14 protein-coding genes are annotated in these 14,775 nt (G+C 63.1%); 9 read left to right on the top strand and 5 right to left on the bottom strand.

All coding sequences use genetic code 11. The features are described from left to right. Positions 1-6 precede the first annotated feature (6 nt). Together Q0887_RS12935 and glnE are read right to left on the bottom strand one after the other, a co-directional pair. Complete coding sequence (locus Q0887_RS12935; protein ID WP_299196065.1) at positions 7-480, bottom strand: peroxiredoxin; 474 nt, start codon at positions 478-480, stop codon at positions 7-9. Further along, positions 480-3,197 carry a bifunctional [glutamate--ammonia ligase]-adenylyl-L-tyrosine phosphorylase/[glutamate--ammonia-ligase] adenylyltransferase gene (glnE, locus tag Q0887_RS12930; RefSeq protein WP_299196755.1) on the bottom strand — a complete coding sequence of 906 codons (2,718 nt, stop codon included), beginning with the start codon at positions 3,195-3,197 and terminating at the stop codon, positions 480-482. Before glnE ends, Q0887_RS12935 begins: the two co-directional genes overlap by 1 nt. Positions 3,198-3,301: 104 nt before the next feature. On the opposite strand from glnE, the gene Q0887_RS12925 reads away from it, so the two are divergent. The 3 genes from Q0887_RS12925 to Q0887_RS12915 are packed head-to-tail and all read left to right on the top strand — an operon-like array spanning position 3,302 to position 6,204. After that, positions 3,302-5,005, top strand: a complete 1,704-nt coding sequence (locus Q0887_RS12925) for a M28 family metallopeptidase (RefSeq protein WP_299196752.1) — start codon at positions 3,302-3,304, stop codon at positions 5,003-5,005. 39 nt (positions 5,006-5,044) lie between these two features. Beyond that, positions 5,045-6,034, top strand: a complete 990-nt coding sequence (locus Q0887_RS12920; RefSeq protein WP_299196064.1) for an agmatine deiminase family protein — start codon at positions 5,045-5,047, stop codon at positions 6,032-6,034. Positions 6,035-6,069: 35 nt separating this feature from the next. Next, positions 6,070-6,204, top strand: a complete 135-nt coding sequence (locus Q0887_RS12915; protein WP_299196062.1) for a hypothetical protein — start codon at positions 6,070-6,072, stop codon at positions 6,202-6,204. Between the two features lie 11 nt (positions 6,205-6,215). Here the strand turns inward: Q0887_RS12915 and Q0887_RS12910 are convergent, their stop codons facing one another. Both Q0887_RS12910 and thrS read right to left on the bottom strand, forming a co-directional pair. Further along, positions 6,216-6,959: a sulfite exporter TauE/SafE family protein gene (locus tag Q0887_RS12910; protein ID WP_299196060.1), complete on the bottom strand. Its 744-nt coding sequence runs from the start codon at positions 6,957-6,959 to the stop codon at positions 6,216-6,218. 6 nt (positions 6,960-6,965) lie between these two features. Beyond that, positions 6,966-9,023: a threonine--tRNA ligase gene (gene thrS, locus Q0887_RS12905; protein ID WP_299196058.1), complete on the bottom strand. Its 2,058-nt coding sequence runs from the start codon at positions 9,021-9,023 to the stop codon at positions 6,966-6,968. Positions 9,024-9,383: 360 nt separating this feature from the next. On the opposite strand from thrS, the gene Q0887_RS12900 reads away from it, so the two are divergent. Genes Q0887_RS12900 through Q0887_RS12890 form a run of 3 tightly spaced genes read left to right on the top strand, consistent with a single transcriptional unit; the run spans position 9,384 to position 10,356 of the window. Further along, positions 9,384-9,560 carry a hypothetical protein gene (locus tag Q0887_RS12900; RefSeq protein WP_299196056.1) on the top strand — a complete coding sequence of 59 codons (177 nt, stop codon included), beginning with the start codon at positions 9,384-9,386 and terminating at the stop codon, positions 9,558-9,560. Then, positions 9,557-10,168, top strand: coding sequence for a hypothetical protein (locus tag Q0887_RS12895; RefSeq protein WP_299196054.1), 612 nt, complete (start codon positions 9,557-9,559; stop codon positions 10,166-10,168). The genes Q0887_RS12900 and Q0887_RS12895 overlap by 4 nt, the downstream gene beginning before the upstream one ends. Next, positions 10,165-10,356 carry a helix-turn-helix transcriptional regulator gene (locus Q0887_RS12890; RefSeq protein WP_299196052.1) on the top strand — a complete coding sequence of 64 codons (192 nt, stop codon included), beginning with the start codon at positions 10,165-10,167 and terminating at the stop codon, positions 10,354-10,356. The genes Q0887_RS12895 and Q0887_RS12890 overlap by 4 nt, the downstream gene beginning before the upstream one ends. Here Q0887_RS12890 and Q0887_RS12885 read toward each other — a convergent pair. Continuing rightward, positions 10,353-12,020, bottom strand: coding sequence for an alkaline phosphatase D family protein (locus tag Q0887_RS12885; RefSeq protein ID WP_299196050.1), 1,668 nt, complete (start codon positions 12,018-12,020; stop codon positions 10,353-10,355). The two genes, Q0887_RS12890 and Q0887_RS12885, sit on opposite strands and share 4 nt — an antisense overlap. Positions 12,021-12,099: 79 nt before the next feature. On the opposite strand from Q0887_RS12885, the gene Q0887_RS12880 reads away from it, so the two are divergent. From Q0887_RS12880 to Q0887_RS12870, 3 genes are read left to right on the top strand one after another with little or no spacing between them, the layout of a single operon-like run. Then, a complete protein-coding gene (locus Q0887_RS12880; protein WP_299196048.1) occupies positions 12,100-12,831 on the top strand; it encodes an alpha/beta hydrolase in 732 nt (243 codons plus the stop codon). Between the two features lie 12 nt (positions 12,832-12,843). Further along, positions 12,844-13,698: a tetratricopeptide repeat protein gene (locus Q0887_RS12875; protein ID WP_299196046.1), complete on the top strand. Its 855-nt coding sequence runs from the start codon at positions 12,844-12,846 to the stop codon at positions 13,696-13,698. Further along, on the top strand, positions 13,695-14,675 hold the full coding sequence (locus Q0887_RS12870) for an LLM class flavin-dependent oxidoreductase (protein ID WP_299196044.1): 981 nt from the start codon (positions 13,695-13,697) through the stop codon (positions 14,673-14,675). The genes Q0887_RS12875 and Q0887_RS12870 overlap by 4 nt, the downstream gene beginning before the upstream one ends. Positions 14,676-14,775: the final 100 nt, after the last annotated feature.

Raw genomic sequence — 14,775 nt, 5'->3', positions numbered from 1 at the left:
GTGACGTCAGAGCGCTTTGGCAGCAGCGAGCACTTCCTCGGCGTGGCCTTTGACCTTCACCTTGTTCCACGCCTGCGCGATTTTGCCGTCAGCCCCGACCAGATAGGTCGAGCGGACCATGCCCATATAGGTCTTTCCGTACATCTGCTTCTCTGTCCAGATGCCAAGCGCATCGGACAGCCCGCCCTCTGCCGCATCGGTCGCAAGCGGGGTGGTAAGCTCGTGCTTGGCGATGAAGTTGAGGTGCTTTTTCGCGCTGTCCTTGCTCACGCCGAGCAAAGCGACGCCTGCATTGTCGAACTCTGACTTGAGCGCTGTGAAGTCTTTGGCTTCGGTGGTGCAGCCGGGCGTGTTGTCCTTGGGATAGAAGAAGATCACCAGCTTCTGCCCGGCGAAGTCCGACGCTTTGACGCTGCCGCCATCGGGCGTTTCCATCGCGATATCGGGCATAGCATCGCCCGCTTTGGCAAATTCACTCATCACTTTGTCTCCAGAACTTGGTCGAAAATCGCAGTCCAACAGCGCGCGACATCCTCGCGGGCATTGGCCAGATCCTCCATCAGCTGCGCGTAGCTATCGCACCCGCAGGCACGCGCAAGGGCTTTCGCGGCAGCCTTGGGTGGATTCTTGCCATCGGGGGCGAGCAAGCGGCCAGCCACCAGCATATTGGTCATCAGCTGATGCGCGGCGGCCATAGCGGGGTCTAACAGACCGGCGGCGACAAGTCCCGCGACCGCAATTCCCAGATCCGGGTTGAGCGCATCGGAATCTGCGGCGTTCAGCTGCGCGGCGTCGCGCAATTGCAGGAAGTGAGTGAGGAACTCGATATCGACCAGCCCGCCGCGCAGAAGTTTGACGTCAATCTCGCCCTTCGACGGTTTATGCTGCGCCATCTCCCCGCGCATTTTGAGCACGGCTTTGCGCAGCTCTACAGGGTCGCGCTGGCGTTGCAGCACATCGGCGATGATCGCGTCCGTTTCAGCGCGCGCTTCTTCCGATCCGGTCAACACCCGCGCGCGGGTCAGCGCCATATGCTCCCACGTCCACGCGCTTTCCTGCTGATATTTGGCAAAGGCCTCTAGTGAGACGGCCAGCGGCCCCTGATTGCCTTGCGGGCGCAGCCTTGTGTCGACTTCGTAGAGCGCCCCTTGCGCCGTAGGCACCGACAATGCAGCGGTGATGCGGCTGGCGAGGCGGTTGAAGTAAAGCGTCGCGCCAAGCGGTTTCTCTCCGTCCGATTGCGCGGAAAACTCGCCGGTGAACAGATAGATGATATCGAGATCAGAGGCATGGGTGAGCACCTGTCCGCCCAGCCTTCCAAGCCCGAGAATGACCAGCTCTCCGCCGGGCACTTTGCCGTGCTTGCGCTCAAACTCTGCGATAGTGGCTTCGGCAGCGACGCTGATCGCGGCCTCGGCCAGATTGGCAAGAACGCGGGCAATCGCGACCGGCGGACGCTGCGCTTCGATCAGGCGCAGACCGAGGATAAAACGTGCCTCGCCCGTCTCACGGCGGATCGCATCGAGCCGCGCCTCGTAATCATCGCGCACCAGATCCTGACCCATCCGCGCGGCAATCTCGGCAACCGTTGTGGGGCCGGAGATCGGTTGCTGATCGAGCAGCACGTCGAGCCGTTCGGGACGCCGCGCGAGCTGGTCAGCCAATGTGGGCGAGAGAGTCAGCGCCTCGACCAAGCGTTCGAGCAAGCTCGGCTCGGCCAGCAGCAGCCGGAACACGGTGATCATCGAGGGCGCGCGCTCGATCATCGCCTGCCAGCGATTGATCGCGCGCTCCGGATCGTCGCTTTCGGCAAAAGCGCTGAGAAGCGAAGGGAGTAGGGCATCGAAAGCCTCGACAGCTTGCGGGCTGCGGATCGCGGCAAAGCGGCCATCGCGCCATTCCTCGATCCGTGCTGCCAGTGCCTCGGACTTGGCAAAGCTGAGCTTCTTAAGCGTAATCGCAAGATCGCTGGCCGGAGCAGCAACCGGCACCGCGCGCGCCTTGTCGCCAATCAGCCCTTCATAAATGCTCCCGCTGGCCTCGGTCAGCGCCGTCAGTTCGGCCACTAGAGCCGCGCCATCCGCCAGCCCATCGAGCTGCGCGACATTATCGAGCGCGGCGCCGTCCGGCAGGCTGTGCGTCTGACGGTCATTGACCATTTGCAGCCGGTGCTCGATCTGCCGCAGGCGGTCGTAGGCCTCGCCCAGAACCTGTGCATTGTCCGCTTCGATCCGGCCTGCCGCTGCCAAAGCGTCCAGCGCCGCGCGCGTGCCCCTTACCCTTAAGCTGGGATCGCGCCCGCCATGGATCAGCTGATGGGTCTGCGCGAAAAACTCGATCTCGCGAATGCCGCCGCGTCCGCGCTTGATATCAAAGCCCGGCCCCGGTCGAGGCGGCCCCGCATAGCTCTGGCGAATGCGCAAAGTCAGATCACGGATTTCCTCGACCGCGCCGAAATCGAGCGTGTGCCGCCAGATAAAGGGCGCGATCTCACCGAGGAATTCTTCGCCCGCCGCAATATCGCCCGCCGCAGCTCGCCCCCGAATGAAGGCCGCGCGCTCCCATGCCAGCGCCTGCCCCTGATAATGCGACAAGGCCGAGCGGCGCGGGACGGCGAGCGGGCTAACCTCGGCGGCAGGGCGCAGGCGCAGATCGACCCGCAGCACATAGCCTTCCGCCGTCGTGTCAGAGAGCAGTTTGACGATCCGGCGCGCATAACGCTGCGCCGCCTCGCCCGGATCATCTTTGTCGCGGCGCGGCAGAGACGCGGGATCGTAAAGCAGGATCGGGTCGATGTCGGAGGAATAGTTGAGCTCATGCGCGCCTTGCTTGCCAAGGCCCAGCGCGATCATCCCGTCGGCGCGCTCCTCGCCCGTGCGCTCGGTAATCGCGGTTCGGATCGCGGTGTCGAGCGCGTGGTCGGCAAAGTCGGTAAGCTCGCCCATGACGCGCGTAAGCGGGAAGGCGCCCGCCAGATCGCCGACCGCAAGCGCCGCTGCCATGCCGATCCGCTGACGGCGCAGCGCAATATCAGCGCTTTCGCCTGACCCACGCGCTTTGGACCATTCGAGCGCGGCCTCGCCCTCGCCCGCTTGCAACAGCGCCTCGAGCTCTGGTTGTCGGTCCAGCGCCCGCGCCAGAAACGGAGCATGGGCCCGCGCCCGCGCGATCGCTTCTTTCCAGTCGGGGTCCGCCATATGCGCCATTACACATCAGTCCTTGGCCAAGCCGCTTGCGGCCCGCAAGCCCATCTGCAAGAGAAGCGCCACGAATTTACGAGATGAGAGGATCTTTTCCGATGATGAAACGCGCAATTGCATTTGCGGGTCTGGCCGCAGGCGCGCTGGCCCTTGCAGGCTGCGACGCCATGATGGGCGGCGGCGATGCCGCTGCCGAGCTCGACATTCCCGAAGTCGCCGATGGTGACATCTCCGAAGCGACGATGATCGACATTACCCGCGAATTGTCCTCGGACGCATTTGGCGGACGCATGCCGGGCACCGAAGGCGAGGAACTCACCGTCGCGCTTTTGACCGAGCGTTTTGCCGCTGCCGGACTGGAACCGGGCAATGGCGATAGCTGGGTGCAGGAAGTGCCGCTGATCGAGATAACCGGAAGCAATTTCGCCCCGCTGACGATCACTGGCGGCGAAACCGCGCTTGCCTTTGAATATGGCAGCGACTGGACTGGCGTAACCTACCGCGAAGACGCCGCCACCCAGATCGCCAATAGCGAGATGGTGTTTGTCGGCTATGGCGTGAACGCGCCTGAGCGCGGCTGGAACGATTATGAAGGCGTCGATGTCACCGGCAAGACCGTGGTCGTCCTCGTCAACGATCCCGATTGGGAAACCGAAGGGCTCGACGGTACCTTTAACGGCAAGGCGATGACCTATTACGGCCGCTGGAGCTACAAATATGAAGAGGCCGCGCGGCAGGGTGCTGCGGCGGTTCTGATCGTTCACGATACTGAGCCTGCCAGCTATCCCTGGAGCGTGGTCGAAAGCTCGTGGGGCGGCCCGCAGGCCTATGCCGCGCGCGGCGACAATGCTCCGCCGATGACCACGATGAATGGCTGGGTGCAAAAGGAAGTCGCCCGCGAAATCCTCGCCGCAGCCGGGCAGGATCTCGACGCGCTGACGGCCGCTGCGAAGACGGAAGAATTTGAAGCGGTCGAGCTTGGCCTTTCGGCTTCAACCAGCTTCCAGAACAGCTTCCGCAGCTTTGCTTCGCAAAACGTGATCGGCGTGCTGCCGGGCACCGAAGCACCGGATGAATATGTCATCCACACCGCGCATTGGGATCACCTTGGCACCTGCAACCCGCCTGCGGCTGACGGCGACGACATCTGCAACGGCGCGGTCGACAATGCGACCGGCACAGCGGCTCTGGTCGCGCTGGCCGAAGCGCATTCCAAGGCTGGCGCTCCCAAGCGCAGCCTCGTCTTCCTCGCCGTAACGGCAGAGGAATCGGGTCTGCTGGGCGCTTATTACTACGCGTCGAACCCGGTCTTCCCGCTCGACCAGACCGTAGGCGGGATCAACATGGATGCGTTCCTTGTCGCTGGCGCTTCGCGTGATGTGACGGTCGTCGGCCCGGGCAAATCGCAGCTCGATGCCTTCCTCGAAGCGGCTCTGGTCGCAGACGGACGCACCGCGACGCCCAATCCGAACCCGGAGGCCGGCTATTACTACCGCTCCGACCACTTCGCCTTCGCCAAGCAGGGCGTGCCAATGCTCTATGTCGATGGCGGCGAGGATCTGGTCGAAGGCGGGCGTGAAGCCGGCGCTGCGGTTGGAGCCGAATATCGCGAGAACCGCTATCACGGTCCGAAGGATGAATTTGACGAGAACTGGGACTGGTCGGGCGTGATGGCTGACCTGCAGCTGTTCTATCGCCTTGGCCGGATGATGGCGATGAGCGAAAGCTGGCCGAACTGGAACGATGGCGACGAATTCCGCGGCGTGCGCGACGAAAGCTGCGCCAGCTCGGATGCCGGTTGCTGATCGACCAAAACCGCAGTTGAAAGCGAAAAGAGCCGATCCATGGCCCTCCTGATGCCGCCCGAATGGGCAAAACAGGACTGGCTGTGGGTCGGCTTTCCGCATCTGGCCGATGAATGGCCCGGCTGGCTGGAACTGGCGCAAGAGCAGATCGCAGCCTTCGCCAATGAGGTTGCGCAAAGCGGGCAGCAGGTGCGACTGCTCGTCCGCGATGAAGCCAATGAGGCGCGCGCACGCGAGCTGGTCAGCGAGAAGGTGACGCTTGAGCGCCGCACCTATGGCGATATCTGGCTGCGCGACACCGGGCCGCTCGTGGTGCTGGAAGAAGGCAAGCGGGCGGCGCGGCGCTTTGGCTTCAACGGCTGGGGCGGGAAATATCTGATGCCGGGCGATCAGGAAGTGGGCGCAGAGCTTGCCCGCGATGCCGGTCTGCCGGTCGGGGCCTCGCCGATGATCCTCGAAGGCGGGGCGATTGACGGCGACGGCACCGGGCTGGCCGCGACCACTGCGCAATGCCTGCTCAACCGCAATCGCAACCCCGCCATGGAGCGCGAAGAAATCGAAGCCGAACTGGCGCGGATGCTGGGCTTTGATCGCTTTCTGTGGCTGGGCGAGGGGCTTATCAACGACCACACCGATGGCCATGTCGATAATCTCGCGCGCTTTGTCGGCCCCAATCGCATGGTCATTCCCGAAGCAACCGGTTCAAACGATCCCAACGACGAAATCTATGCTGATGCAAAGCGCCGTGCGCAGAATGCCGGGGTCGAAGTCATCACAATTCCTTCTCCCGGACGGATCACCCGGGACGGCGCGATTGAACCGGCAAGCTATGTGAACTTCGCGATCACCACGCATCTGGTCGTGGTCCCGACCTTCGGTTCGCGGCATGACGATGAAGGCGTCGAGGCGATTGCCGAACTGTTCCCGGACCGCGATTGCATCGGCCTGCCTGCCGAAGCGGTGCTTGCAGGCGGCGGCGGTTTCCACTGCGCAAGCCAGCAAATGCCCGCTCTTTCGGCGAGAGGTTAACGACTCGTTAGGAAATTTGCGCGATTTTGCGAGCCATGAACCGTGCAATCAGCCTTTCGCGCAGCGCCATTACCGCCATGCAGCAACGCCGCGCTGACGTAGCGAGCAGCGTGATTGTGCTTGCCTGCGGAGCCGCGCTGATCTTCGCCGGACAGCCGCTCCCCCTCTAGCTACTGGCCCTCTAAAGCAGCTTCACGAGCGCCGCGATTGCGGCTGCTGCCAGCACCACGCCCACACATGTCCGCCACAGCCTGTCGCTGACCTTGCCGAAAGCAAGGCTGCCTATCCAGTTGCCGAGCAGGACCAGCGGAAAGAGCGCCAGTCCCAGCAGGATGATGCGCGTCTCCAGCACGCCAATCGCAGCGCCTGAGCCAACTCCGGCTAATGCTGCAATCCCAAAGATACCGATCATCGAGGCTTTGGCGGTAACGCGCGGAATGTCGCGCCCGACATAATAGGGAACCACCGGCGGGCCCGGCATGGCGGCGAAACCAGTGAGCAAGCCTGCTGAGATGCCCACGCCAGACGTCACCCCAATGCCCGGCTGTTCCGGCCCGCGCTTCGGCATCAGGACTGCAAAGAAGGCCGACAAGGCGATCAAAGCGATCAGCAACCGCGCAATCGCTTGCGGTGTCGCGTCGAGCAGGAGCAGGCCGATCGGCGTGCCAACCACGACCAGCGCACCGATCACCAGCGCGCTTTTCTCCGCCTCGCGCAAAATCATCCGGATCTCGGTAAAGGCGAGCAGCCCGGCCATGATGTTGATCGCCAGCACCGCCTCGACCGGGGTCAGCGCCAGTGCGAGGATCGGGACCAGCAGAATGCCGAAACCGAACCCCGTCAGCCCGCGGATAAAGGCCGCACCAAGAGTGGCAGCGATCGCAACCGCGATTTGCACAAGGCTGAAACCGGCGAGGAATTCCAAAGCGGTTTAGGCTTCGGTTTCGTGCAGGTCTGGGGCTTCGCGCAGGTCAGGCGGGGTCGCTGCCAGCTTCAACATGGCAACCGCTTCGTCCAGCGGCAGGACTTGCTGATCCTTTTCGCCCAGAGTGCGGATCGCGACAGTGCCCTCTTCGGCCTCGCGCTTTCCGACCACAAACAGATGCGGCACCTTGGCGAGCGAGTGCTCGCGGATCTTGTAGTTGATCTTCTCGTTGCGAAGGTCGCTCTCCACACGGATGCCTGCCGCGGCGAGCTTGGCCTCAACCTCCTGCGCGTAGCCATCCACATCAGACACAATCGGCGCCACCACAGCTTGCACCGGCGCGAGCCATGCGGGCAGGCGGCCAGCATAGTGCTCGATCAGAATGCCGATAAAGCGCTCGTAAGACCCAAAAATCGCGCGGTGGAGCATAACCGGGCGGTGCCGGTCGCCGTCTTCGCCCACATAGGTGGCATCGAGCCGGTCGGGCAGCACGCGGTCGCCCTGGATCGTGCCAACCTGCCACGTCCGACCAATCGCATCGGTGAGGTGCCATTCGAGCTTGGGCGCATAAAACGCCCCTTCGCCCGGTAACTCCTCCCAGCCATATTGCTCATTGGCCATACCGGCCTCGGCCACAGCGTCGCGCAATTCCTGCTCGGCTTTGTCCCAGTCGGCTTCGCTGCCAAAGCGTTTCTCGGGCCGCAGCGCGAGCTTCACATGATAGGTGAAGCCGAAATCCTTGTAGACGCTGTCCGCGAGCGCGCAGAATTTGCGCACTTCCTCGACCACCTGCTCCTCGGTGCAGAAGATATGCGCATCGTCCTGCGTGAACTGGCGCACGCGCATCAAGCCGTGGAGCGCGCCATGCGGTTCGTTGCGGTGGCAGCAGCCCATCTCGCCCAGCCGGATCGGCAGGTCGCGATAGGACGTGATGCCCTGCTTGAAGACCAGAACATGCGCCGGGCAGTTCATCGGCTTGATCGCCATCCAGTCGGCGTCATCCGCGACCTTGGGGGCAGCAGCGGTCTCGCCTTCATCGTCCACTTCGGGAACGATGTCGGGCACGGCAAACATGTTCTCGGCATATTTGCCCCAGTGGCCCGACTGGGTCCATTGGCGCACATCCATCAGCTGCGGCGTCTTGATCTCGCGGTAGCCGCCGCCATCCATCTTGCGGCGCATATAGGCCTCAAGCTCGCGCCAGATCCGGTATCCCTTGGGGTGCCAGAAAACCGAGCCATGCGCCTCTTCCTGCAAGTGGAACAGGTCCATCTCGCGGCCAAGCTTGCGGTGGTCGCGCTTGGCGGCTTCTTCCAGCCGGTGAAGGTGAGCGTTGAGCTGTTTCTTGTTGAGCCAGCCGGTGCCGTAGATGCGCGTCAGCTGCGCATTGCGCTGGTCGCCGCGCCAATAGGCACCCGCCGTCCGCATCAGCTTGAAGGCGGCCGGGTCAAGCTTGCCGGTCGAGGCAAGATGCGGGCCGCGGCACATGTCGAGCCACGCACCGTCAGAACCCGGCTCTCCCGACCAGTAAACCGTCAGCTCCTCGTTTTCGGGCAGCTCTTTCGCCCATTCGGCCTTGAACGCCTCGCCGTCGGCTTCCCATTTCGCGATCAGGTCGGCGCGCGACCAGACTTCGCGCACCAGCGGCTTGTCTGCCTTGATGATCTCGCGCATCTTTTCCTCGATCGCGGGCAAATCATCGACGCCAAACGGCTCGCGCGAGGCCGGAGCCATCACGTCATAATAGAAACCGTCATCGGTCGCCGGGCCAAAGGTGATCTGCGTGCCCGGCCACAGCGCCTGCACCGCTTCGGCAAGGACATGGGCAAAGTCGTGGCGCGCGAGTTCGAGCGCGTCTTCTTCATCGCGCGCCGTGATGAGCGCCAATTCGGCATCGCCTTCGAACGCGCGGTTGAGGTCGCGCACTTCACCATCCACCCGCGCGGCCAGCGCAGCCTTGGCAAGCCCCGGCCCGATTGCGGCAGCGATGTCGGCAGGCGTTGAACCCGGCTCGACCTCGCGCACTGATCCATCGGGCAGGCTGATCTTAAGAAGTTCGGTCATCACAAAAATCCGTCTCGTTTGGCGCGCGCCTTAAGCCATTGGCGCGCGCACCGAAAGAGCGGTGTTGTTTCGTTTGAACGATTTCGGGAAGACACCGCGCCACCCGAAATCGGGTGGCGAAGCCGCCGGACCTAACCCAGCCGCAACCGCCCCCGGATACCCGAGGTGGTAGTGGTGGTGGTTGTGGTCAGCATCTGTGCCATGCGGATGCACATAGGCGCGATGGGTTGAGATGTCATTACCCAAGCGACTGCGCACGGGGCACTAAGGAAAGCTTCCGCGTCAATTTGGAAAGTCTGCTTGACATCAGCGCGAATCAATGACAAGTGTGCTTTCCATAGTTGAAAGGACACTTTACCAATGACTGTGAGAAACAAAGCAATTATCTGGGCCGCGATCATCATTTCGGCGGCGCTCATCATGGCCGGGCTGGAAATGAGCACCGGCGCATCTTTCGGTGTGATCGGAGGGCTGACCGGTGCGGCTCTCGCCTCCACCCAATCGGAAGGCGCTTGCGGGCGCGGGTGCCTGCAATGAGCGCCGCCGCCAAAAAATCTGCTCCGGCTGCGGTCAGACTCTCGCTCGGTGCAGCGGGCTCGTCGGTTCTGAGCGCCCTTGCGCTGATGTTCATCTGGAAGTCGGACGCGATCGACACCAATACCGCCTATGTGCTGGCGATACTCCCGATCAGCCTGATGGTCTTTGCTCTCGTCAAGGGCCTGTCGCTGACGAAGGAAAACACCCGCGCGACCCATCGCTATCTGCTGCGCATGGCGCTCACCATGGCGTTCTACCTGATCACCTTGATGATAGCGGAACATTTCATCGAGGATCGCGGCGTCACCGGCTGGCTCGCGGCCTTGCTCGCCTTCCTGCCCGGCCTGTCATTTGCCGGCGTGATCTGGGTGTTTGGCGGGCTGATTATCGAGGAGAAGGACGAGTTCTACAGGCTGCTCTATGTCCGTCAGGGACTGATCGCGACAGCGATTTCCTTCACGCTGGCGGCAATCTGGGGCTTTCTTGAAACCTACAAGATTGTCGATCCGGTCGTTGCTTTCTGGTGGCCAACAATCTGGTGTCTGGGACTCGGCGTCGGGGCGATCTTCAACAAGGTCAAATACGGCACCTATGGAGAGATCCGGTGAACAATCGCCTCAAAGTCCTTCGCGCCGAACGCGACTGGAGCCAGCAGGATCTCGCCGACAGGCTGGGAGTGAGCCGCCAGAGCGTGAACGCGATTGAAAAGGGCCGCTACGACCCCTCGCTCCCGCTTGCCTTCACAATCTCCGAAGTCTTCGAACTGCCGATCGAGGAGATTTTCAGCCGGGACTAAACCTCCAGTTGCTTGGCCCCGGCTGAGTTGACGGCCCGCTTCGTTCCCGCGAGGCGGGTCGAACGCTGTCTGATGCCAGCAAGAAAGCGGTATTCGGTGGTCGCGGCAGACGGCGTCAACTCGACCACCATATAGCCGCGATTGGAGGTATCGGCCCATTTGAGCTCGTCATTTGTCTCAACCAGCATGCTCGCCATGCGCTCGGGCGGGATCGCGGAGAGATAGGTTTCGAACCCCGGTGAGCTGACCGAACACACGCCCAGTTCCACCCCGACCCTTTCGCCCTCATGCGAAAGGTCAAAACCCCAGCCATTATGCGTATCGCCTGCGAGAACCAGCAGGTTGGCGTCGGCGGAAAGCGCGCTTTCGAACAGACGGTCGCGCGCTGCGGGATAGCCGTCCCACGCATCCATATTGAGCGGCAGTCCTGCGCGCTCGGCCAAGGCGGCGGCTTGCAGACGGCGCCGGGCAAAGTCTGGCACATTATCGCCCAGCAATTCGACCAGCCCCGATGGCGAGGAGAGCTTGCCCATCAACACCTGCTGCACCAGCACCTGCCAGGTCGCCCCGCGCGCCTTTGACACTGCGAGGCCTTCGCCCAGCCACTCTTCCTGCGCTGCTCCCAGCAATTGGCGTTCGGCGTCAGCATAATCACCCGCGCGGAAAGCGGCGAGCGCGGCGACCATCGCCTGCGGATTCTCGCGTCCCTCGATCACCTTGCCAATGTTGAACTGCTCCTCGCGCCCCTCCAGCCGCGTGTCGAGCCGGAACAATGTCGCCAGATCGCCGACTTCATAGGCTGCGTAAGGCTCATCTGAGACCGGCATCCATTCGCGGTAGACCCGCTTGGCAATCGCCTTGCGCGCATCCCAGATTCCTTCACTGTCGCTCTGGTGGTTCTGCGCGCCGCCCTCCCAGCTGTCATTGGCGCTTTCATGGTCGTCCCACACCGCGATCATGGGCAGCACCTGATGCAGGCGCTGGAGATCGGGGTCCGCGCGATAGGTGGCATAGCGCAGGCGGTAATCGGCAAGCGCCACGATCTCCTCGGCCGGTTCCAGCGTACGTTCCGGGTGCCGCTGATCGCCGCTGGGATAGGTGCCGCCGCCATATTCGTAGATGTAATCGCCCAGATGCACCGCAAGGTCGCAATCATTGGCCTCGGCTGCATGGGCATAGGCGTTGAACCAGCCGAACCCGAAATTCGAGCAGGAGAAGACCGCCATGCGGAACCTCGCTGAGGGCCCCTCGGGCAAGGTGCGGGTGCGGCCGGTCATGGAGGTCGTGCCATCGGGCGCGACGAAGCGGTAGAAGTACCAACGGTCCGGCGTCAGGCCATTGGCGATGGTTTTGGCGCAGAAATCGCGGTCGGGAGAGGCGATGATCTGACCCTCGGAGACGGTGCGGCTGAAGTCGGCGCTCTCGCTGACCTGCCATTCGAGCACCGTTTCTGCATCGGCAACATAGCGGGTCCAGAGGAGCACGCGGCCGGCATGCGGCTCGCCGCTTGCGACGCCGTGGGTGAAGCCGGAGCCGAAACCGCGCGCGGTGGCCGGTGCGGCGGCTATCGCAGCCGAAGCTCCGGCGAGCGCGAATACGCCGCGGCGCGAGATCATGTTTGGAGACGGGGCGGGCTGCTCGGCGGCTGAGTCGGTCTTTATCATATCGCTACGCTACTGGCCGGAGGTTGCGCGTCAATGACAAGACTTGCGCTTGCATGATCGCTGCGGGCACAAGAGGGCAATGTCTGACCCGCAATTTCACATTATGGCCGATAGCCGCCGGATCGCGTTTCGCCAATGCGTCGGAACGGGGCCGACGCTTGTCTTCCTGCCCGGCTATATGTCCGACATGGCGGGCGGCAAAGCGACAGCCTTGTTCGAAGAGGCGCAGGCGCATGACCGCGCATGTCTCTTGCTCGACTATTCGGGCTGCGGGATGAGTTCGGGCGATTTTGCCGATGGCACTCTGTCGCGATGGCGCAATGAAGTTCTCGCGCTGATCGAGGCCAAGGTCCAAGGCCCGGTCCTGCTGGTTGGATCATCGATGGGCGGGTGGCTGATGCTGCTGGTGGGTGAGGCTCTGGGTGAGAGACTCGCAGGCATGATCGGCATCGCCGCTGCGCCCGATTTCACCCGCTGGGGCTACACGCAGGAGCAACGCGCGACGCTGGCCGCGGGTGAGATCCTCTACGAAGACAACCCCTATGGCCCCGAGCCAACTCCCACCCATCCCGGCTTTTTCGCCGATGCGGAGGCGCAGATGCGGCTCGATAGCGAGATCGCGATCACCTGCCCCGTCCGCCTGCTCCACGGCCAGCGCGATGCGGATGTGCCGTGGCAGACCAGCCTCGATCTCGCGCGGGCGCTGCGTTCGGATGACATACAGGTTAGTCTCGTCAAGGACGGCGATCACCGCCTTTCGCGCGGCCAGGATATCGCGCTGCTCAAAGCAGCCGTGGCTAGCTTTTACTAACGGGACAACCTAGTGCTCCTTTCATCATCACTCCTTGCATTCGCGCTTCAGGTCGGCCCCAATCCGGTCACTCTTCCGCCAACCGACGGCCATCAGGAATTGCGCGATAGAAACCCCCGCGTCGAAGATCAGGAGACGGCCCAAAATCCAGCCAGCGAATGGCTGGTCGAATGCCTCGACCTGCTCGAACAGGATGCATCGCGCGCGCATACGATGGCGCAGATCCAGCGCATCGGCACGGTCGGTCCCGAACGGGTGCTGGCCAACCACTGCCTCGGCCTCGCTGCGAGCGAGCTGGGCCTGTGGGAAGACGCGATCTCCGCTTTTGAGGCTGCGCGCGACGAAACGCCTGACGCTGAAATGCAGTTGAAGGCACGCTTCGGCACGATGGCAGGCAATGCCGCGCTCGCCAGCGCCAATCTGCCGCGCGCTGATGCAATTCTTCGCCGTGCCAAGAGTGACGCACAAAGCGCCGCCTCCGCCCCGTTACAGGCTATCGCCGCGACCGATCTCGCGCGGGTTCTGGTGGCACTGGAACAGGCCGATGCCGCGCTGGCAGAGCTTGACCTCGCCACTTCGCTCCAGCCTGACAACGCCGAAAGCTGGCTGCTCAAGGCGACTTTGCTGCGCCGTCTGGAGCGTCTTGAGGAAGCCCAGCCGGCGATCGAACGCGCCAGCGAGTTGTCGCCGAGCGATCCCTTGGTTGGTCTCGAAGCGGGCATTATCGCGCTGTTTTCTGGCCGCGAAGAGGCCGCGCGCGCGAGCTGGCAATCGGTGATCGACCTCGATCCTGATGGCCCTGCGGCGCAAATCGCGCAGAACTATCTCGCGCAGATCAGCGCGCCGCCCCCGCAGAATCAGCCATGACCGAATTCTCCGTCCTCGACCTAGTTCCGGTGCGCGAAGGCGGAACCGTTGGCGAGGCGCTGTCCAACGCTGCGCAGCTTGCGCGCAAGGCAGAGGAAGTGGGGTGCAAACGCTTCTGGGTCGCCGAACATCACGCGATGGAGGGGATCGCGGGCGGCGCGACGTCGGTTGTGCTCGCCCATATCGGCAATGCGACCAGCACCATCCGCATCGGCTCGGGCGGGATCATGCTGCCCAACCACACGCCGTTCCAGATCGCCGAGCAATTCGGGACGCTCGATGCTCTGTTTCCCGGCCGGGTAGACCTGGGGCTGGGCCGTGCGCCGGGTGCTGGGCCGGAGCTGCAAAGGGCCTTGCGCAAGAATCTGCATCAGGCGTCTGAATATTTCCCGCAAGACGTTGCCGAATTGCGCGCCCTGATGACCGGCGATGTCGATTTGCCGATCACGGCAACACCGGGCCTGGGTGCCAATGTCGAGTTCTGGATGCTGGGATCGAGCCTGTTCGGCGCGCAGCTCGCGGCAAGACTGGGCATGCCCTATGCCTTTGCTGCGCATTTCGCGCCGGATCATCTCGACGCCGCGCTCGAACTTTATCGCCGCGATTTCGAGCCGTCCGATGCGCTGGCCAAGCCGCATGTGATGGTCGCCATGAATGTCTTTGCCGCCGAAACCGAAGCCGAAGCGCGCCTGCTCGCCTCAAGCCAGCAGCAGAGCTTTGTCGCGCTGCGCACTGGCAATCCGGGCAAGCTGCCGCCGCCTATCGAGGACTACACCTCGACGCTGCCCGCCCCATCGCGCGCCATGCTCGATCACTTGGGGCAAGCTGCTGCGATCGGCACGCCCGCCAAGGTGCGCGAGGACATTGCGGCATTCACAGCACGCACAGGCGCCGATGAAATCATGCTGTGCGGCTCCACCTTCGACCCCGAGGCAAGGTTGCGCTCGCTCGAGCTGACGCTGGAAGCCTGCGCCTAGCGCGTTCGCCTTTGTCAAAATGGCCCGTGAACTTGCTTGCGCCTCGGGGGCAAAAGCGAGTATTGGCGCAAGCACGAAAAAAATAGCCCGGCACAATAAT

The organism is uncultured Erythrobacter sp. (assembly GCF_947492365.1).
In the GTDB taxonomy this organism is placed as follows: Bacteria; Pseudomonadota; Alphaproteobacteria; order Sphingomonadales; family Sphingomonadaceae; genus Erythrobacter.
This window is presented reverse-complemented; position numbering and strand designations above follow the sequence as displayed.

Bases quoted from the DNA above. Each gene is read 5' to 3' on its own strand.
- Q0887_RS12935 (WP_299196065.1), bottom strand. From the start codon at position 480: ATGAGTGAATTTGCCAAAGCGGGCGATGCTATGCCCGATATCGCGATG.
- glnE (WP_299196755.1), bottom strand. From the start codon at position 3,197: ATGGCGGACCCCGACTGGAAAGAAGCGATCGCGCGGGCGCGGGCCCAT.
- Q0887_RS12925 (WP_299196752.1), top strand. From the start codon at position 3,302: ATGAAACGCGCAATTGCATTTGCGGGTCTGGCCGCAGGCGCGCTGGCC.
- Q0887_RS12920 (WP_299196064.1), top strand. From the start codon at position 5,045: ATGGCCCTCCTGATGCCGCCCGAATGGGCAAAACAGGACTGGCTGTGG.
- Q0887_RS12915 (WP_299196062.1), top strand. From the start codon at position 6,070: ATGAACCGTGCAATCAGCCTTTCGCGCAGCGCCATTACCGCCATGCAG.
- thrS (WP_299196058.1), bottom strand. From the start codon at position 9,023: ATGACCGAACTTCTTAAGATCAGCCTGCCCGATGGATCAGTGCGCGAG.
- Q0887_RS12900 (WP_299196056.1), top strand. From the start codon at position 9,384: ATGACTGTGAGAAACAAAGCAATTATCTGGGCCGCGATCATCATTTCG.
- Q0887_RS12895 (WP_299196054.1), top strand. From the start codon at position 9,557: ATGAGCGCCGCCGCCAAAAAATCTGCTCCGGCTGCGGTCAGACTCTCG.
- Q0887_RS12885 (WP_299196050.1), bottom strand. From the start codon at position 12,020: ATGATAAAGACCGACTCAGCCGCCGAGCAGCCCGCCCCGTCTCCAAAC.
- Q0887_RS12880 (WP_299196048.1), top strand. From the start codon at position 12,100: ATGTCTGACCCGCAATTTCACATTATGGCCGATAGCCGCCGGATCGCG.
- Q0887_RS12870 (WP_299196044.1), top strand. From the start codon at position 13,695: ATGACCGAATTCTCCGTCCTCGACCTAGTTCCGGTGCGCGAAGGCGGA.